Origin of the sequence: Microbacterium sp. RU33B (assembly GCF_900155915.1) — a bacterium.
Taxonomy (GTDB): Bacteria; Actinomycetota; Actinomycetes; order Actinomycetales; family Microbacteriaceae; genus Microbacterium.
Genome location: NZ_FTPO01000001.1, coordinates 141558 through 160994, shown reverse-complemented (window position 1 = coordinate 160994; position 19437 = coordinate 141558). Strand labels below are relative to the sequence as shown.

General features: G+C 68.5%; 16 protein-coding genes. 4 read left to right on the top strand and 12 right to left on the bottom strand.

What is annotated here, in order from left to right; all coding sequences use genetic code 11:
• Window positions 1-60: 60 nt before the first annotated feature.
• The gene (locus B0B14_RS00755; RefSeq protein WP_143733595.1) at window positions 61-846 is read right to left on the bottom strand and encodes a hypothetical protein; all 786 of its coding nucleotides are present in this window, start codon (window positions 844-846) and stop codon (window positions 61-63) included.
• Window positions 843-1892, bottom strand: coding sequence for a Gfo/Idh/MocA family protein (locus B0B14_RS00750; protein WP_076679524.1), 1050 nt, complete (start codon window positions 1890-1892; stop codon window positions 843-845). Before B0B14_RS00750 ends, B0B14_RS00755 begins: the two co-directional genes overlap by 4 nt.
• A gap of 129 nt (window positions 1893-2021) precedes the next feature.
• Here B0B14_RS00750 and B0B14_RS00745 point away from each other — a divergent pair, with 129 nt between their 5' ends.
• Together B0B14_RS00745 and B0B14_RS00740 are read left to right on the top strand one after the other, a co-directional pair.
• On the top strand, window positions 2022-3287 hold the full coding sequence (locus tag B0B14_RS00745) for an ROK family protein (protein WP_076679523.1): 1266 nt from the start codon (window positions 2022-2024) through the stop codon (window positions 3285-3287).
• 83 nt (window positions 3288-3370) lie between these two features.
• Window positions 3371-4792 (top strand): sugar phosphate isomerase/epimerase, encoded by a 1422-nt coding sequence (locus tag B0B14_RS00740; RefSeq protein ID WP_256714199.1) that lies wholly within the window; start codon window positions 3371-3373, stop codon window positions 4790-4792.
• Window positions 4793-5352: 560 nt separating this feature from the next.
• On the opposite strand, the gene B0B14_RS00730 is transcribed toward B0B14_RS00740, so the two are convergent.
• The 8 genes from B0B14_RS00730 to B0B14_RS00695 all read right to left on the bottom strand — a co-directional run bounded on the left by B0B14_RS00730 (window position 5353) and on the right by B0B14_RS00695 (window position 13050).
• Complete coding sequence (locus B0B14_RS00730; RefSeq protein WP_076679522.1) at window positions 5353-6354, bottom strand: sugar phosphate isomerase/epimerase family protein; 1002 nt, start codon at window positions 6352-6354, stop codon at window positions 5353-5355.
• Between the two features lie 22 nt (window positions 6355-6376).
• Window positions 6377-7558 (bottom strand): Gfo/Idh/MocA family protein, encoded by a 1182-nt coding sequence (locus tag B0B14_RS00725; RefSeq protein ID WP_256714198.1) that lies wholly within the window; start codon window positions 7556-7558, stop codon window positions 6377-6379.
• Window positions 7555-7971, bottom strand: a complete 417-nt coding sequence (locus B0B14_RS00720) for a C-glycoside deglycosidase beta subunit domain-containing protein (RefSeq protein ID WP_076679521.1) — start codon at window positions 7969-7971, stop codon at window positions 7555-7557. Before B0B14_RS00720 ends, B0B14_RS00725 begins: the two co-directional genes overlap by 4 nt.
• A 69-nt stretch (window positions 7972-8040) precedes the next feature.
• Entirely contained in the window at window positions 8041-9093 is a 1053-nt protein-coding gene (locus tag B0B14_RS00715; protein WP_076679520.1) for a sugar phosphate isomerase/epimerase family protein, read from the bottom strand.
• Entirely contained in the window at window positions 9090-10199 is a 1110-nt protein-coding gene (locus B0B14_RS00710; protein WP_076679519.1) for a sugar phosphate isomerase/epimerase family protein, read from the bottom strand. Before B0B14_RS00710 ends, B0B14_RS00715 begins: the two co-directional genes overlap by 4 nt.
• Window positions 10196-10591 (bottom strand): C-glycoside deglycosidase beta subunit domain-containing protein, encoded by a 396-nt coding sequence (locus B0B14_RS00705; protein WP_076679518.1) that lies wholly within the window; start codon window positions 10589-10591, stop codon window positions 10196-10198. Before B0B14_RS00705 ends, B0B14_RS00710 begins: the two co-directional genes overlap by 4 nt.
• Before the next feature lie 126 nt (window positions 10592-10717).
• The gene (locus tag B0B14_RS00700; protein ID WP_076681183.1) at window positions 10718-12247 is read right to left on the bottom strand and encodes a GMC oxidoreductase; all 1530 of its coding nucleotides are present in this window, start codon (window positions 12245-12247) and stop codon (window positions 10718-10720) included.
• The gene (locus tag B0B14_RS00695; protein ID WP_076679517.1) at window positions 12241-13050 is read right to left on the bottom strand and encodes a TIM barrel protein; all 810 of its coding nucleotides are present in this window, start codon (window positions 13048-13050) and stop codon (window positions 12241-12243) included. Before B0B14_RS00695 ends, B0B14_RS00700 begins: the two co-directional genes overlap by 7 nt.
• A 212-nt stretch (window positions 13051-13262) precedes the next feature.
• Here B0B14_RS00695 and B0B14_RS00690 point away from each other — a divergent pair, with 212 nt between their 5' ends.
• Window positions 13263-14249, top strand: coding sequence for a LysR family transcriptional regulator (locus tag B0B14_RS00690; protein WP_076679516.1), 987 nt, complete (start codon window positions 13263-13265; stop codon window positions 14247-14249).
• Window positions 14250-14252: 3 nt separating this feature from the next.
• Here the strand turns inward: B0B14_RS00690 and B0B14_RS00685 are convergent, their stop codons facing one another.
• On the bottom strand, window positions 14253-15089 hold the full coding sequence (locus B0B14_RS00685) for a carbohydrate ABC transporter permease (protein WP_076679515.1): 837 nt from the start codon (window positions 15087-15089) through the stop codon (window positions 14253-14255).
• A 3-nt stretch (window positions 15090-15092) separates the two neighbouring features.
• Window positions 15093-16046 carry a carbohydrate ABC transporter permease gene (locus tag B0B14_RS00680; RefSeq protein WP_076679514.1) on the bottom strand — a complete coding sequence of 318 codons (954 nt, stop codon included), beginning with the start codon at window positions 16044-16046 and terminating at the stop codon, window positions 15093-15095.
• Window positions 16047-16183: 137 nt separating this feature from the next.
• Here B0B14_RS00680 and B0B14_RS00675 point away from each other — a divergent pair, with 137 nt between their 5' ends.
• Entirely contained in the window at window positions 16184-19369 is a 3186-nt protein-coding gene (locus B0B14_RS00675; protein WP_076679513.1) for a glycosyl hydrolase, read from the top strand.
• The last annotated feature ends 68 nt before the right edge of the window (window positions 19370-19437 follow it).

The following is a 19437-nucleotide window of genomic DNA, read 5'->3' as shown; positions in this document are numbered from 1 at the left end:
ACACACAACTTTGGTCTGAGATCGGCATATGCGGGAATCCCCTCTCGCCTATCGCGATCATCAGGATCGTTTATGGCGCCGCAGTTCTGCGGATCCCGCGGTCGCGAGCACGTCGGCGTATCGGGCATCGTGCACCTCGTCGACGAGATCCGTCGGCTGCGCCTGTCCCTCAGCGGCCGCGAGCGCCCGGCGGAGCGTGAGTCGGTGCAGCGTTTCGAAGCGCTGCGGCGCGATCGTCGTGCCGTCGGCGCTGGTCCGCTCCACGCGCTGCACGAGGGCGCCGTCATCGATCGTGACCTCGACGCGTTCGTGGCCGAGCGTGTGGGCGCGGATGACCGACGACCCGGTCCGCGACACGGAGATGAGCACGGTCACCGGCACGGCTGCCCGCTCGAACAGAGCGAGCGAACCCGTTGGCCCCGCCTCTCCGGCGACCCACCGCAGGTCTCCGCCGGCGATCAGTCGCGCCCAGGCGACGGCGTCGCGCGTGGTCCCGATGCGCTCGTCCGCCGTCGCGGACGCCTCGACGACGACGGCGCGAACGGCGGCGGATGCCGCGCCGAGGGCGTTCGCGATGTCCGGGCGCACTCGCGGTCGAGCGATCACAAGGGGAATCCGCACGCCCGCGTGCAGCGCCTCGAGATCGACCGTCCGCAGCGCGGCGGCATCCGAGACGACGAGCGCCGCAGCGCCGTCGTCCTGCGCGCGCTGCGCCTTCTCGACGACGCGTTCGCCGGTGAGGACGACGACCGCCCCGCGGGGACCGTCCGCGACTCGGGCGGCGAGCGGGAGTTCGGCGACCGCGGCGAGGAAGTCCGGCTGCCGGGTGAGGATCGCCACGCTCATCGCGCACCCCCTTCGCGGACCAGCTCGGACGCGGCATCCGCCAACGCGATCGCGTAGCGCGCGTCGTCGAGGATCTCCTCGTACTCGACCGCCTCCCCCGAGTCCAGCAGGTCGGCGAGCGCCCGCCACTCCTGCAGATAGCCGTCCTCCTCGGTGCGGGCGTACGTCGTCCACCGCCCGTTCGCCGCCCGTACGCGCACCGCTGCACTGCCGGCGTGCACGAATGGCGGAGGGAAGTCGATCTCGATGCGATCTTCGGAGGTCGAGATCCCCAACCGCCACAGGGTGTCCGCGCCGTCCTGGTGCATCACCGCCGCGAGGTGGATGAGCACGCCGCCGGCGCGGTAGCCGACGCACAGGCCGATCGGCGCGACCGCGCGGGCGTAGACCACCTGGCCGCCGACGGGGAACTCGGGTGCCAGGTCGCGCAGGAGCGGCAGGTCGTGGATCGCAAGTCCGAGCATGAGGCGGCGGACGATCTGCGCCGCGACCACCGGGTTCTGCAGGTCCGGCGCTCCTCCGCGCTGAGCGACGGCGGGCGGGTCGTCGGTGACGTCGGCGTGATATCTGCCGTTCGGCGCGAGCGACATCGACACCGATACGGTCTGCACCGGCCCACCGACTGCGACCAGGTGGTGCTTCGTTCGCCCCCACGCGTCGTCGAACAAGTGGTTCGTGCCGACGACCAAGGCGACACCGGCCCGGCGGCACGCGTCGATCGCGTCCTCCGCGTCCGCCGCGGTCATCGCGAGCGGCTTCTCACACAGGATGCCGCGGACACCCGCTCGCACGGCGGAGAGGATCTGCTCGGAGTGCTGCTCGGGCGGCGAGCAGATCGCGACGACGTCGACGCGCGGATCGGCCAGCAGATCGTCCAGACCCGATGAATGGCGGGCGCCGATGCGGGCAGCCTGCGCAGCAGCGCGTCCGCTGCCGGCGTCGGAGATGTGCACCACGGCGAACTGTTCGCCGAGTCGACCCGTCGTCGGCAGATGGAGCGCCGTCACTCCCGGCCCGGCACCCACGATGCCCACTCCGTAGAACATCCGTCAATCCCTCATCCTCGAGTCCGCGAGCATGAACTTTCGTCGCGTGTGCGCCTAAGTATGACTCATTAGTCCCATTGCGGGAATCAGAACTGCATACATCGGGCCTATGTTGTGTGAGAATCAACCATGGCCAGAGACTCCACACTGCGATTCGGCGCTCAGACCGATGAAGTGACGAGTCTGTTGCGCATCGTGAACCTCGTCCGCACCGGCGAGGCGACCACTCGCCCCGAGATCGGCCGACTCACCGGACTCGGGCGTGGCGTCGTCGCCCAGCGCATCGATCAGGCGATCGAGATGGGCTACCTCGAGGACGGCGAGTTCGGCCCCTCCTCGGGTGGCCGCGCGCCGCGCACGCTCCGGTTCCGCTCCGACCGCGGTCGCCTCGTGATCTGCGCGCTCGGCGCCATGCACATCCGCGTCGGCATCGCCGCGCTCGACGGCGACATCATCGATCAGGTCCACCGGCACTGGGACATCTCCCGCGGACCGGCCGGGACTCTCGACACGGCTCTCGAGATGATCGACGAGATCCTCGCCCGCCAGCCCGAGGTGGTGGTCTGGGCGGTCGCGGTGGGGGTGCCCGGGCCCGTCGACTTCGCTTCGGGCCGACCCGTCGCCCCGCCCATCATGCCGGGCTGGAACGGCTTCGACGTCCGTCGCCGCTTCGAGCAGCGCTTCACTGCACCGGTGTGGGTCGACAACGACGTGAATCTGCTCGCCCTGAGCGAGCGCGCGCGCCGCCAGGACGACGCCGTCGACCTCATCTTCTGCAAGATCGGCACCGGCATCGGCGCCGGACTCCTCTCACACGGGCGCATCCACCGCGGCGCGAACGGCGCCGCCGGCGACATCGGCCACGTGCGGGTGCGCGACTCGGAGGCGCCGTGCCGCTGCGGCAAGACGGGGTGTCTCGAGGCCGAGGCTGGCGGCTGGGCCCTCGTCCGCGATGCCGAGGCCGCCCTGGCGGAGGGCGCGGGCGGGTACCTCGCGCGGCACGTCGAAGAGGGAGGCGCAGTCACCCCCGAGTCGATCGCCCTTGCGGCGATGGACGGCGATGCCCTCGCGATCTCGCTCGTGCAGCGCTCCGCGCGGCTCATCGGCGAGTCCATCGCGGCCTTGGTCAACATGTTCAACCCCGGCGTGATCGTCGTGGGCGGCGCAGTATCCTCCGCGGGGGAGATCTTCCTCGCCGAAGTGCGGCAGCGGATCTACGAGCTCTCCCTACCCCTGGCCACGCGCGACCTCTCCACCGTCCGCTCCGTAGGCGACGAGAAAGAGCCGCTGCGCGGCGGTGCCGAGATGCTCCGCGAGCAGCTGTTCGACGTGACGTTCCCGCGATGGTTCGCCGACGGCAAGCCGTCCATCGAACGTGTGCTCCCGGCATCCTGATTCTTCTTACGAATTTCGGCTAAAGCGTGTAGTTTCTCGTCCTAAGCCGCGCATGACGCGGTCTTCGACACGAGGACGTACCCATGACGCTTACACCGCTGCGCGATGACGCGCTCGCATCGAGCGCCTCGGGAACGGTTCTGCGACTGAGCCTGCCGTGGATCCGCTCCCTGCCGCTCGCCTCGCTCACCGACCCGGCCGTGATGGTCGACGGCGTGCTGGTCGAGGACCTGCGCGTCATGGTGGACGACCGCGCGATGGTGCCGACCGAGCTCGTGGACCTCGACGGATGGTGGTTCCAGCAGGACCGGATCACGCTGACGTGGGAGCGCGCCCTCGTCCCCGGCGCGCACGAAGTGTCCATCGACTTCTCGCTGCGCATCCCCTACCTGCAGGTCGGTCCCGACGGACCGTTCGCACTGCCCTTCCATGCCGCGGCGCACCTCACTCTCGATGCGCCGCACGTCCCGGCCGCGCACGTCATGCGAGCGGATGCCACGGAGTCGGAGACCGACCCGCTGCCCGCCGACTGGGTACTGAGCGCGAGCGCGTTCAACCTCACGCCAGAGATGATCGCCGCCGACCGGACCGCCGTGGATCTCGCTGTCGGCCTGGTGGAAGGCGGCCTCGCACGCGAGATCGAGGCCGAACCCGGCCAGCTGTGGCGGTCGTTCCCGGGCCGGAGCGAAGGGGACGCCGCCGACCTGCGCGACAGGCTGGACGCCATTGGCGGCCGGGTCAGCATCCTCGGCGCCAGCATCGACGACTGGACGCCCGGCGGACGACGCCGAACGGACGACGAGCGGTACGCCTTCCTCGCACCCCAGATCGAGATCGCCCACCAGCTCGGCGCCCGCGGCCTTCGGCTGCCGATCGGGCAGGCGGGTCCCGCCCTCGTGGAGCGCATCCGACCCCGACTGCACGAGACCGGCCTCGTGCTGTTCGAGGAGATCCAGGGCTCGCAGACCCCCGGATCGCCGCAGGCGGGCCAGGCGATCGATCGGATCGTCGGTCTCGACGACCCGCACGTGCGCATCCTCGTCGACATCTCGATGCTCATGCCGGCCGTGCCCGAGAGCTACCTCGCTCAACTCGAAGCCGGCGGCGTGCCCCCCGAGCTCATCCACACGCTGCGCCACGAGTGGCGCGACCCCGCGACCGTGGGTGCGATCGTCGGGCTGCTGCGGACCGGCGGAGTGCCGGCATCCGTGCACACGCTCTTCATGGACCTGCTCGTGCGCTTCGGGCGCTCCGACGCGTCGGTGATCGCCGACGTCCTTCCCTGGGTGGGCGCGTTCCACCTCAAGTTCTGGGACCTCGACGACGCCGACCACCGCGTCAGCGCACCGATCCGCGCTGTGGGCGAACTTCTGCGCGGCACCGGATTCGCGGGCACCCTGTGCAGCGAGTGGGGCGGGCACGAGTGGCTCGACGACGACCCGGGCACCATGACCCGCGACCACCTTGCGCTCGCCCGACGGGCGCTGATCGGAGAGCCCCGATGACCGACCTCCTGAACGCCTGATCCTGTCGAAAGGCCGCGACGGCTACTTCGACAACGCCGTCGGGTTCGGCGCCGAGACGGATGCCGCGATCCTGCGCTTCGTCCACGACCACGGAAAGGGCATCGTGTGGTTCCACGGGTCCGCCGCGCAGGAGGACCGCTGGGGCTACCCGGAGGCGTACAACGTCATGCGCGGCGCGAAGCTCAGCGCGTACGAGACGGGCTTGCGCCCGCGGCCCTGGGGCGAGGCTCTGCTCGAGACCGTCGAGCCGCGACACCCCATCACGCGGGCATCAACGCCACCTGGACCGTCTCGGGCGACGACATCCTCACCGGCGTCGACCCGTACGACGGTGCACATGTGCTGCTGACGCATTCGACGACCTCGAGGCGTACGAGGCGCCGCTTCCTCCCCTGGCCGTACTACGACCACGTGGGCTGAGAGCCCGCCCGGCTCTTGTGGCGAGCGCACGGCTCAGCGCCGAGTGCACGGCTTCGCGACGCGGGAACGTCGTGCACTCGAGACGAGGTCGTGCACTCGGCAATGCCCTCGGCGCCGCGCTATCTCGTCGAGAATGCGGCGTCGAACGCCGACGCCGGCGGGGTGATCGCGTTCAGGGTGCGCACGAACTCGATCGCCTCGGGCGCGCCCTGGAGGCGATCCATTCCCGCGTCCTCCCATTCGACCGAGGTGGGGCCGTCGTAGCCGATCGCATTCAGGGCGCGGAAAAGCGGCTCCCACGGCACCTCGCCGTGCGCGGTGGACACGAACGTCCACCCGCGTCGCGGGTCGGCCCAGGGACGGTGCGAACCGAGCACACCGTTGCGGCCGTCGAGGTTCGTGACCGACTCCTTCACGTGCACATGGAAGATGTGCGGTGCGAAGTCCAGCACGAACGCCACCGGATCCAGCTGCTGCCACATGAAGTGCGATGGGTCGAAGTTGATCCCGAAGCTCGCGCGGTGTCCGATCGCCTCGAGGGTGTCCTTCGCGGTCCAATAGTCGTACGCGATCTCGGACGGGTGCACTTCGAGTGCGAAGCGCACGCCGACCTCTTCGAACACGTCGAGGATCGGGTGGAACCGGTCGGCGAAGTCCTGGTAGCCGCGGGCGATGTAGTCGTCCGAGGCGGGCGGGAACATCGCGACGGCTTTCCAGATCGAGGAGCCGGTGAAGCCGGTCACCGTCTTCACCCCGAGGGCGGCGGCGAACCGGGCCGTCATCTTGAGCTCCTCTGCGGCGCGCTGCCGCACGCCCTCGGCGTCGCCGTCGCCCCACACCCTGTCGTTCAGGATGTCGCGATGGCGCTCGTCGATCGGGTCATCGCACACGGCTTGACCTGCGAGGTGGTTCGATATCGTCCAGACCTTCAGGCCGTTGCGCTCGAGGATGTCTTTCCGCGATTGCACGTACTGGGCGTCGTGCCAGCGCGAGACGTCGATGTGGTCGCCCCAGCACGCGATCTCGAGGCCGTCGTACCCCCACTCGCCCGCGAGACGCGCGACCTCTTCGAACGGCAGATCGGCCCACTGGCCGGTGAACAGGGTGATCGGACGCGTCATCGCGCTCTCCTTCGATCGGTTCTCAGATGGATGCCGGAACGTCCGCGGCGACGCGGACCCAGGCGGACTCGTGCTCGCTCGAGCGCTCCACGGCGTCGAGCACCCGCTGCACGGACAGCCCCTCGGCGAACGAGGGGTGCGGGTCGGTGCCGTCCGCGATCGCGGTGACGAGATCGACCACCTGGTGACTGAACCCGTGCTCGTAACCGAGCATGTGTCCCGCCGGCCACCACGCCGCCACATAGGGGTGCGAGCCGTCGGTGACGAGGATCTTGCGGAACCCTTGGCGGTCCTCCGGCGACGTGCGGTCGTAGAACTGCAGGCTGTTGAGGTCTTCGAGGTCGAACGCGAGCGCGCCCTTGTCCCCCGATACCTCGATCGTCAGGGCGTTCTTGCGGCCGGTCGCGAAGCGCGTGGCCTCGAAGGAGACCAGCCCTCCACCGTCGAGGCGTCCGGTGAAGATCGCCACATCGTCGACGGTGACCTCACCGAATCCTTCTCCGGCCGTACCCGCCAGGCCCGAACCGGAGCCCTGCAGCGGCCGCTTCTTCACGATCGTCTCGATCGTGCCGGAGACCGCGGTGACGGACTGCCCGGTGACGAACTGGGTCATGTCGATGATGTGCGCGCCGATGTCGCCGAGCGCCCCGGAGCCGGCGTGCTCCTTCTGCAGGCGCCATGCGAGCGGCATGTCGGGGTCGACGAGCCAGTCCTGCCGGTAGGCGGCGCGTACTTGCTGCACGCGTCCGACGACGCCCTCGGCGACGAGGTCCCGCAGGAATGTGACGGCAGGGACCCGGCGGTAGGTGAAGCCCACCATCGAGCGCACCCCCCGCGCCGCCGCCCGGGCGGCGGCATCCGCCATCGCCTCCGCCTCCTCGACGGTGTTGGCCAGCGGCTTCTCGCACAAGACGTGTTTGCCGGCCTCGAGGGCCGCGATCGCGATCTCGGCGTGCGAGTCGCCGGGGGTGACGATGTCGACGATGTCGATGTCGTCCCGCGCGATCACCTCGCGCCAGTCGGTCGCCGACTCCGCCCAGCCCCACTGCGCGGCGGCCGCCGTCACTGCCTCGGCGTTGCGCCCGACGACGACTGCCATCTCGACGGTGTCGGGGAGGTCGAACACGCGCGGCGCCTGGCGCCAGCCGACCGAGTGCGCGGCGCCCATGAAGCCGTACCCGATCATCGCGACGCGGAGGGTCATGCGAGCACGACCTCTCGTTGCACGGGCACGCGGTTGGTGACGTACCGGCCGGGTCCGCCGTCGACGCCCGGCATGATCTGCATGTAGAGCAGGCGCATCGTGAGCACGACCTCGACCGTGAGCTTTTCACCGGCAGTCCGCGGGTTCGCAAGCGATATCGCCACGTCGGGTCGTTCTGCGACGAACCAGAGCGTCTCCGACTGCTCGGGCAGCTCGTCGATCGTGTACGAGCGGCCCTCGAGCACGAAGCGCAGATTCTCGCGCGGGACCGGCGTGCCGTTGACGGTTGCCGCGACGTCGTCGACCGCGGACAGCCACAGGCTCCGGTACCACGGCAGCTGCACCGAGACCGCGAGTCCGTCGCCCGTCCGGCGGACGTCCTTCTCGGCAAAGAGGGAATTGTGGGTTGCCATGGTTTCTCCTAGGCGAAGGTGTCGGTGAAGTGCTCGTGCGCCGACGGCGGTGCCGGCGCGATCGTCGTGTCAGACACTCGCGGCCTCCGTCATGGCGTCGTTTCCTGCCACCGTGTCTTCGATGGCCTTGCGCATGAGCGCGTGCTGCTTCTTCACGAGATCGATCGGGTCGGCTTCGCCGAGATCGGCGAACGCGTGGCCCTCCCACTCGCTGGAGAGGTAGCCGCGGTACCCGCCGTCCACGAACTGCTTCACGATCCGCGGAATGTCCATCGCGGGCTCGGCGCCGTTGTCGTCGATGTCGTAGAACTTCGCGTGCACGTGGAAGATCTGCGGCATGATGTCGAGCCACTCCTCCGGCGGCACGAGTCCGTGCATGTTGAAGGCCAGCCGCGTAAAGGGTCCGAACCGCAGGAAGTCGACGCCCTCGCCGGAGAGGTAGTCCTCGAACTTCTGGTTGCGTACATGCATCGGCGTCGGCTCGTGCCAGATCTCCTCCATGACGGGGAAGTGCTTCTCGTCCATCCCCATCTGGCCGAGCGTGCGCAGCAGTGTCGGGGAGAGCGAGTGCATCGTCGAGGAGAAGTCGGCGGTGAAGCCGAGCCGCTCGGACTGGAGCTCGTCGTAGACCTCGCGGATCTCGACGATCTTCGGGTCGTTGGGTCCGACCGGTGCGTGGATCTCGTACCCGAGGTACTGGTCGTACTGTTCGGCGAGCGGCAGGAGGCGGCGCAGCAGCTCTTTGCCGGCCGAGCGGATCACGATCTTGGTGAACCCGAGCGTGTGCGCCGTCTTCAGCTGGCGGGCGAAGAAGTCGTGCTCTTCGTCCGGGGTCATGTCGCGGTCCTTGCGGCGACCCATGTCGAGGTTCGTGCCGACCGCGCTGGCTTCCAGCCCGTACTTCTCGAGCGAGTCGAACCAGAGCTTCACGAAGGCGTCATCGACGTCGGGGTACGTGCGCAGCAGCTGGGCGATGTTGAACTCGATGCCGGGGCCGATGCCTTCATCGTGTACTGCCCTGATGAGCGTCTCGGGCGTGTACAGACCCGCAGCGAATTCGCTCGTCATCGAATAGAGCGTCGTCCCGAGCTTGATGCCGGTGCCGGCGATGCCGTAGCTCATGCGTTCGCTCCTTCGGGGGTGGGCAGCCACGCGGCGAGCTGGGCGCGCGCCTCGGCGAGGTCGGTGACCATGCGCGAGCCGGCGTCGACGGCGGCGGAGCGCTGCACGGCCTGCTCGGCGCGGATGATGTCGAACGGGGACTGCCAGTGGTTCCAGTGCCAGCCTTCGTATTCGCTGGAGATCGCACCCTTGTAGCCGTTGTCGACGAGGAGCTTCACGAGGTCACGGACGGGAACCGACGGCTCCTCGCCGTTCTCGTCGATGCCGAAGAACTTGCCGTGGACGTGCGTGATCCACGGGGCGATCGCGAGCCAGTCGTCTACGCGCGCCGGACCGAAGAGGCCCGTGCCGTTGATGCCGAAGTCGATGCCGAGATCGGGGCGACCATTGCGGGCCGCGAGCCCGATGAACGACCCGAAGCGCTGGCCGTGCTCGGCCTGGTCGGCCGGCGGACCCTGCTCGTAGTAGGTGTTCCAGAGGTCCACGACCTGGCCGAGCAGCTCTTCCGACGCCCCACGGCGGCGGTAGGCCTCGATGAGCGACGGAGCGAAGCCGGTGACAGTGGCACCCCAGTCCATCGTGAAGCCGAGGAAGGGCGAGCCGACCTTCTCGTAGCGGTCGCGCAGCGCGAGGATGCGCGGGTGCGACGCGTACTGGTCGGCGTGCACTTCGAGGGCGAGAGTGACACCGTGCGCCTCGGCGATCGGAGCGAGGGCCTCCATCGAGTCCGGCTCGATCGAGATCTGCACGCGCGCGATCGGGAAGCCGAGTTTGGCGGCTGCCTTGATCTGACGCGTCATGTATTCGATGAGCTCGTCCTGGTCGAGCAGGCGGTCGCGGTGGATGCCGATGTCGGCGTTCACAGCGAGCGAGGTCGTCACCAGCCCGACTTCGGCCACGAGGTCCTTGAACCAGCCCGCGTAGGCATCGTCGATCTCGGGGAATCCGCGGAAGCTGGAGAACCCGATGATCTCCAGGCCCGGGCCGAAGCCCTCGGCGGCCGTCCTGCGGATCAGCTGCTCGAGATCGTACTCGCGGGCGTGGAATGCCCGGGTGAAGCTGTAGAGCGTGACGCCCTGGATGGGCGCACCGAGCGTGCCGGTCATGCGGCCACCGCCTTCATGGTCTTGGTGTTGGACTCGTCGATGTGCAGGGTCTCGGTGTCCGAGATGATGATGTACGGGATGTAGAGGGTGAGCCCAACCGTCACCTCGTGCTCGGCATCCGCCTCGATGGGAAGATCGCCGGACAGCACGACGGAGTCGGTGGGGAACCACCACTCGTCCGTGGTGGTACGCAGCTCGTCGAAGGTGAACTCGCGATCGTTCATGTGCCAGCGGAGCGACTCGGCGGGCGCCGCGGCGCCGTCGATCGTCAGGGTCGCCCCGGCGATGCACGAGCCGGGCAGTGCGCGATACCAGGGCAGCCGGACTTCGACGGCCGCACGGCCGCCATCCGTGGTGAGCGTTCCCTGCTCGATGATTCGGTCGGGGATCACGATGACCTCAACTTTCTGGGCCGGCAGGTCGGCCGGACATCTTTGTCAGTATTTCTTCAGTGTAATGTCGGAATTCGACATAAGCAAGCATCTACGGTGTTCCGGCAGAAGCCGCGGGCAAGGGCGTCAGGCCAGCCCTGCCGCGATCGCACGCGCTCCGCTCACCGCGAGCGCGACCGACGTGAGGGTCGGATTGCACGCCGTCGCCGTCGGGATGACACCGTTGCCGGCGACGAACAGGCCGGGCGTCCCCCAGACCTCGCTCTCGCGTGAGCACACGCTCGTGCCGTCGTCGACAGGGCCCATCCGAGTCGTCCCCTGATAGTGCAGGGAGGCGCCGAGGGGCATCTGGAACGGACGATCGTCCAGCGGCTCTCCGATCGCCGTGCCCAGCCGGACGATCTCCGCCTTCGCGCGCTCGACGACCTCGCGATCGCGATCGGTGAGGGTGTAGTGGATCGTCATGGCCGGGAGCCCGTACGCGTCCGTCGCGTCCGCGGAGAATTCCACGCGGTCCTGCCACTGCAGATCCTTCGCGCAGAACAGCCCGAGCCCCACGATCGAGCCGGGAGCGGCGGGGTCGTCATCGGCGAGCTTGATCGGCGACGCGTCCAGCTGCATCACCTGACCGTGGAACGGCGCCTCGTCGGTGAAGGGCACCCACGTCACGCCGCTGTACTCGCTGAGCCCGGTCGACCCGGCGCCCTCGGCGTCGGCGTCGATCGTGAAGTCGCGGATGCGTACGGCGAACACGATCTGCGCCTGGTCGTTGAGGTAGCGGCCCAGGGCGGCGGGGCGGATGCCGGATGCCCAGAGCAGCTGCGGAGTGCGCAGGGCGTCCGCGGCGACGACGACGAAGCGGGCGCGCACCTCACTGCTCTCGCCGGTCCGCCTGTCGCTCACGAGCACGCCGGCCGCACGTCCGTTCTCGACGAGGACGGACGTGACGAGCGACTCGTCGAAGAGGTGGAAGTTCGGGTTGTCGCGTGTGACGTCGCCCATGACGACGTCCGAACCCGACCAGACGAGACGCCCGTCATCTCGGCGATGCACGGCCAGCGGCATCCGCTGGACGCGCTCGTGCGGGTCCCGTCCCGCGTCCGCGGCTGCGGCGAGCCGTTCGCGGATGAGAGGCGCGTACGGCGAGGAATCGAACGCGTCGGTCGTGACGCCGAGCAGGCGATCACCCTCTGCGAGAAGGTCCTCGAAGACGCCGTCGTCCTCGAGGAATCCGATGCGCTCGCTGTCGTTCGGGCGCGGGCAGGCGCCGGTCCAGTGGGCGGCCATGCCTCCGACGTTGCTCGAGAACGCCGCGACGGGAAGCCCGTCCTCGCCCTCGACCTGGAAGCCCTCCTCGAGGAGGAACGTGCCGGGTCGCGCGCGGCGCTGGGTGGTCTTCACGATTCCGCCGACGTGATCGGTGACGTCGCGCGCCAGCGGACCCTCGGAGCGCACCTGGGCCTGCGCCCGCTCTGCGGGGTCGGCGATGTTCTTCACGTGCGCGCCGGGAGGGTTCGAGACCGTGGGTCCGACCTCGAACATCGCGATCGTGGCGGCAGGCGCCCGTTCGCTCAGGATGCGGGCGTACGCTGCGCCGGTCGGGCCGCTGCCGACGATCGCGACGTCGACGGATTCGGGGTAGCGCTCGCTCACGATGAGACGTCCTCGAACGTGGCCGCCACCTCGCGGATGTAGCGGACGGACTCCGTCGACGCGGTCTGCGGGTAGTACTCCAGCCCGATCGGACCGTCGTAGCCCGACGCTCGGAGCGTCTTCAGCGTCGCCGGCCAGTCCAGAACGCCGGTGCCGGGCTCCCCGCGGCCGGGCGCGTCCGCGAGCTGCGCGTACTTGACGATGGATCCGGCGTTCGCCAGCTCCGCCGCCATGTCTTCGCCCTCGACGGCCGAGTGGTAGATGTCGTACAGCACGCCGAAGAACGGGGAGTCGACTCCCTTGGCGACATAGACGCCCTCGGCGGTACGGTCCAGGAGCGACCCCGGGTGGTCGACGCGGACGTTGACCGGCTCGAGCACGAGTGTGACGCCCGAACCCTCGATCTGCGCGATGGCCCTCCGGTAGATCTCGATGAGCTTGTCCAGCTGCACCTGGCGCTTCCATCCGCCGAACCCCGTTCCGCTGCCGACGACCAGGCGCGGCGTGCCGAGGAAGTGCGCGATCTCGACGCCCTCGTCGAGCTTGCGGAAGAAGTCCGAGTGGTCCCACGGCGGGATCATGAACTGCGTTCGGGGCTCGCTGAGCTGCGCGGTGAGCTGCGTGCCGGTCTCCTCGAGCGCGGCCTTCAAGGCCGGAAGGTCCTTCGGCGTCGCGGGAGCGTCCACTCCGGTCGGCCCCCACATCTCGACTGCGTCGAACCCGTCCGCAGCGGCCGCGCGAACACGGTCGTGGTAGTCGCCCGCCTCGGTGTAGAGCAGTTCGATGTTGGGTGAGAGCTGGTACATCGCGGGTTCTTTCCTTCACGGGAGGTCATCGTCGTCGAGGACTCTTCCATCATGCGCCACTTATGCTGAATTCGTGCATAAGAGGTCGTGATGCTGCTCATCAGCGATCCCGAGGATGACCGCCGCGCATCCGCCCGACGGATGCGACCGGGGTGCGCGATCGATCGAGTCGATAGGATGAGCGTGATTCGAGTCGGAAGGATCACAACGCCGTGACCGATTACCCGCTGCTGTCGCGTCTCGATCTGAACCTGCTCGTCGCGCTGGATGCGCTTCTCACGGAACGCTCCGTGACGCGTGCCGCCGAGCGGCTCCATCTGAGTCAGCCGGCCCTGAGCGCATCGCTCGCGCGGCTGCGCAACCACTTCAACGATCCGATCCTGGCTCGTCGCGGGAACGCCTACGAGCTCACGCCGCTGGCGCTGCGCCTGTCGGAGCACACGACGATCGCCCTGGACGCCGCTCGCCGGGTGTTCGAGAGCCAGGCGACGTGGACGCCGCGTGAGTCCACACGCGAGTTCTCGATCTACGGCTCCGACTACGGCTTCGCCACCATCGGCGCCGCGGTCTCCCGGCTGGCGGCCCGCGAAGCCCCCGGCGTGCGTTTCCGGTTCATGCTGCACAACACACCGATCGTCGACGACGCCGCCAACAGCCTGCGCTCGGTGGACGCGATGGTCATCCCGCACGGCCACATCAGCGATCTGCCCTATGAAGATCTGTGGCGGGACCGCTGGGTCGTCGTCGCCGACGAGGCGAACGAGCTCGTCGCGAACGGGCTCACGATGCGCATGCTGGGCGAATCGCCCTGGGTGTTCACCTACCGGTCGCGGTCGGCGTTCACCTCGGCGAGCCGTCAGCTGCAGATGCTGGGACTCGAGCCGAGGGTGGACGTGGTGGTCGAGAGCTTCCTCGCACTCGGGCACTTCATCGAAGGGACCGACCGGCTCGGCCTGGTGCAGGCCGCGCTCGCCCCCGACGTCGCCCGCTCGGGCGGCATCCGTATCCTTGAGGCGCCGTTCGACGCGACCCCGACCGCGAACGCGCTGTGGTGGCACCCGGTGCACGACCGCGACCCCGAGCATGCGTGGATGCGACGGCTGTTCCTGGAGGCTTCGCGCGAGGTTCAGGCGACGGTCGCGTCGGGCGACCGCTACATCGAACCGCTGGCGGAGTTCGATGCGGCGGGCGCGCCCTGACGCTCAGCCCTTCAGGCCGCCGGCGAAACCCTGGATGAACTGCTTCTGGGCGAACATGTAGAACGCCAGGATCGGGACCATCGAGATGATCACGACGGCGAAGATCTTGTTCCACGCCGACAGCAGTCCGCCGACGTACGTGTACATGGCGACCGGCAGCGTCTGCGTGTCCGACCCGCCGAGGAAGATGAGTGAGTTGAAGAAGTCGTTCCACACGATCAGGCCCGCGAGGATCGCGACCGTGCCGGTGGCGGGAGCCATCAGCGGAAGGACGACCCGGAAGAAGGCCTGCGTGGGCGAGGCCCCATCGATCACGGCGGCCTCTTCGTACTCGGTCGACAGACCGCGGAAGAAGCTGGCGTAGAGGAACACCGACAGTGGGAGGAGGATCCCGATCCACAGCAGGATCATGCCGAGGGCGTTTCCGGTCAGACCCACGCTGCGGGCGCCGATGTACAGCGGCACCGTGCCCAGCTGGGCGGGCAGGATGATCGCGATCAGCACGAGGTAGAACGTGATCGTCGTCCACCGGCGCGTGCGACGGGCGATGACGTAGGCGGCCGCCGAGCCGAGCAGGACGAGCCCCGCGATCGCCCCCGTGGTGATGATGACGCTGTTCAGGATGCTCAGGGGGATGCTGTTGCGGCCGGTACTGGTGAGCACTTCGACGAACGCGCTGAAGTCGACCGAGGTCGGCAGCGCGACAGCACTGGAGGTGAGAGCATCCTGATCGGACTTCAGCGCCGTGACGATGAGGATGTAGAAGGGCAGCAGCCCGAGGAGCGTGATGACCCAGACGAGGACTTCGCGAACGGCGGTGGCCTTGGTGTAGCGGAACATCGATCAGGCCTTTCGAGCGTCGCGGTCGCGAGTGACGCACTGCTGGAGGATGGCGAAAGCCAGGATGATGACGGTCAGCACCAGCGCGAGAGCGGACCCGAACCCGAACTGGCCGAGCGAGAAGGCCTGCTTGTAGATCTCGGTGGCGAGCGTCTCCGTCGCCCCCGCGGGACCACCACCGGTCAGGGCGAAGATCTGGTCGAAGATGCGCAGCCCCTGGATGATCCCGAGCGTCGTCGCGATGGCGATCGACGGCCGGATGGCGGGAACCGTGACGTTCCAGAACCGCCCCCAGATGCCCGCACCGTCCAGCGCCGCTGCTTCCTCCACCTCGACGGGCACCGACGCCAGGCCGGCGAGGTAGATGACCATCGTGAAGCCGGTCTGCTGCCAGACGACCGTGAACAGGATCGCCCAGATCGACCAGGTCGGATCGGCGAGCCAGACCTTCTGGAACTCCTCCAACCCGATCACCCCGAGGAATCCGTTCAGCGGTCCGTCGAACTGGAAGATGAACTTCCAGACGTACGCCACCGCGAGCGGGCTGAGGACGACCGGCATGAAAAGAAGCGTCCGCAGGATGTAGCGCGATTTGAGGGTGCGGTTGATGGCGAGGGCGAACAGCAGACCGATGATGTTCGTGAGGATGACGGAACCGAACGCGAGGAACAACGTGTTGCGGGTGGCGCCCAGCAGCTGCGGGTCGGCGAAGATCCGCTCGAAGTTCTTCAGACCGATGAAGTCCCACTCGCCCAGACCTGTCCAGTCGGTGAAGGCGAAGAAGCCGCCTGTCAGCGTCGCTGCGTAGTGGACCGCGATGACCAGGACGACAGCCGGCAACGCCCACCACCAGTGGCCATAGCTGATGAGCGGTTTGCGCGTGCTGCGTGGCGGCGGGGTGCGCCGGGCTCCGGGAGGAACGGTGAGGGTGCGAGTGCTGTTCTCGTCGATCGTCACTGTCGTCTACTCTCTGACCTCGTCGTCATGCGCTCGGACGGGAGCGCCTCGGAACCCATGATCACACGCTTGCGTCGAAATCACACATTAGTTTTAGCGATATCCGCTATAAGTCTCGGCGCTGGCAGGATGCCGAGGTGAGAACCCACGATGCCGGCGGCGGAAACGACGCATACCAGTCGCTCTGGGCCGATTTCATCCACCCGCCCGATGCGGCCCGGCCGCGAGCGTGGTGGCACTGGATGGACGGAAACATCGATCCCGCCGGAATCCGCCGGGATCTCACCTGGCTGCACGCAGTGGGCGTGCGCGGGGTTCAGCTCTTCGACGGTGGCATGGGAGTCCCCCTCGTCGTTCCCGAAGCGGTGCGTCCCGGCTCGCCCGCATGGACCGAGGCGATCGATGCGGCCGTCGACACATCGAACCGGCTGGGCATGGAGCTCGCCGTGGCGACGTCGTCGGGATGGAGCGCGGCCGGAGGCCCCTGGGTCGCCGCCGAGGACGCGATGAAGAAGGTGGTGTGGTCGGAGACCCTGGTCGAGGGTGGCGGACGCGCGCTCGTCCGACTCGCTCCCCTCCCGGCCGTCGCCGGGTTGTATCAGGACTCCCCGCGTGAGGACGGGCCGCCGAGGGGTGACTTCGCAGTGGATTGGCGGGCGCTGGCCCTGCCGCACCGGGCCGAGGACGAAACACTGCGCCCCACGGAGGTGTCCGCATCCGCTCCTCTGCGCACGTGGGACGCGATCGTCGACGGATCGTTCGATGCGTGCGTCGCCCTCCCGCGCGACCCCGACGCGTGGTCGGCGGCGTGGATCGAGCAGCGCTTCGACTCGCCGGTGACGGTGCGATCGGTGACCGTCGGACTCCCCGGCCCGCGGGGCTTCGGCGCCGCCCCCGCGGCGGACGCTGTGCTCCAGGTCAGCGACGACGGCATGACCTACCGTGATGTGGTGCGCCTGGAGCCCACGACGGTGCCGGCGCGGACTGCCAGCTTCGCCCCCGTCGCTGGACGATGGTTTCGCCTCGTGCTTTCGGGCGGCAGCGCCGCCGAGGCCCTCCCGCCGACCGCACCGGGCGTGCGCCTTCCGCCGGTCCTCCGGCGAGCGCACGAGTTCCGTGTGTCGGAGTTCGCGCTCCGCACGGATGCCCGGGTGCACCATGCGGAGGTAAAGGCCGGATTCGGCGTCGTGGCCGACTACTACGCGGTCGACGGGGAACAGGATGCCGGGGCCGTATCGCCTCATCGCGTCATCGACGTCACGTCCTGCGTCCGCGACGGGCTGCTGGACTGGAGCGCGCCCGAGGGCCGCTGGCTGATCCTCCGCGTCGGAGCGTCCCTCACCGGCCAGACCAACGGGCCGGCGCCGCAGGATTCGACCGGGCTGGAGGTGGACAAGCTCGCCGGCGACCGCGTGACGGCGTATCTGAGAGAGCATCTGCGCCGGTTCGGCGGAGAGGATGCCACGCCCTCGCGATTCGCCGCCCTCCTCAGCGACAGCATCGAAGCGGGACCGCAGAACTGGACCGATCGGGTACTCGAGGAGTTCACCGCACGCCGAGGGTACGACCCCCTCCCCTGGATCCCTGCGCTCACCGGCCGGCTGATCGGCAGCGCCGCCGAGACGGACCGATTCCTCTTCGACTATCGCCGAACACTCTCCGACCTCCTCGGCTCCGAGTACTACGGCACGCTCGGAGCCGAGGCGCGTCGACGACAGATGACCTACTACTCGGAGGCTCTGGAGGATCGACGGCCTCAACTCGGCGATGACCTGGCGATGCGCTCCCACGCCGACATACCCATGGGTGCGATGTGGACGTTCGCCCCCGATGTCGGCCCGCGTCCCACCTACGTGGCAGATCTCAAAGGAGCGTCCTCCGTCGCCCACGTGTACGGCAAGGCGTGGACGGGAAGTGAGGCGTTCACCTCGTTCGATCAACCGTGGTCGTGGTCACCGCAGTCGCTGAAGCACATCGCCGACCTTCAGCTCGCGCTGGGGGTCACCCGATTCTGCATCCACACCTCTCCCCATCAGCCTCTTGCTGCGCCACCGCCGGGAATCGCACTGGCGCCTTTTCTGGGACAGTCGTTCACGGTGCACGAGACCTGGTCGACGATGGCCGGCCCCTGGATCGACTATCTGGCGCGCTGCAGCGCCGTCCTGAGCGCGGGTCGCCCCGCCGTGGACATCGCGGTCTTCGTCGGAGAGGAAGCGCCCGTGACCGGGCTGTACCAGGATGCCGTCGACATGTCCGTCCCCCCGGGCTTCGACTTCGACTACATCGGGCCGGATGCCCTCGCCGATGTGATCCGAGTCGCGGACGGGCGGCTCGAAGCCGAGGGAGCGACCTACCGCCTCCTCTTCCTCGGAGGCTCCTGTCGTCGGATGACCCTCGCCGCGCTGACCCAGCTCGAGCGGATCGTCGCAGCAGGGGGCGTGGTCGTGGGCATGCGTCCCGAGTCATCGCCCTCACTCGCTGACGACCCCCGCGCCTTCTCGATCGCGTGCGATCGCCTCTGGAGCTCAGGGCGCGTCATCGCCTCCGACCTGCCCGATGCGCTCGTCGGGCTGGGCATGGCACCTGCTCTCGTCGTCGACGGCGGGGCTGTGCGCCGCATCGCCCGCATCGTGGGCGATCGACTCGTCACCTTCCTTTCCAATCCGACCGCCGCCACGCTGCGCCTTCGTCTCACGCCCGCGCACGAGGACGCGCTCGCGGGATGGGACCCCGTGACGGTGCAGCGCGTGAGGATCGAACGAGACACGACGGAGCCGCGACCCACGTGGACGGTGGAGCTTCCTCCGTTCGGTTCTCTCTTCGTCGTGCCTGAAGCGGCGCCGCCGGCACCCTCGCCACGCAGTCGTATCGCTCTGGACGGTGTGTGGACCGTAGAACTCCCGAATGCGGCGGTCTTGTCGACCTCCCCGCATCCGGTGCGATGGACTGATCTCCCCGCGGCCGACACCGGATTCTCGGGTACCGCGGTCTATCGTCACGAGTTCTCCCTGGAGGCGGGCGGGAGGAGCTCCGCTCTGCTCGATTTCACGTCGGTGGATGCGATCGCGCGCGTCGTCATGAACGACATCGAGTGCGGAATCGCCTGGACCTCGCCATTCCGCGTCGACGTTTCGCAGGCCGTCCGCACGGGGCGCAACAGTCTCGTCGTCCATGTCGCCACACCGTGGCGGAACCGATTGATCAGCGAAGCGGAGCACCCGACGGGCGAGCTCTTCCCCCCCGTCACCGGCGTGTTCGATCCGACGGCGAGGCCGCTTCCCGCCGGGCTCGACGGCCCGGTCCACCTCTTGATCGCGCCCTGATCACGCGTGCCCCTGCGGATCAGTCCGCCTATTGCCGCATATAAGCGAACGTTATGTCGAAATAGTGC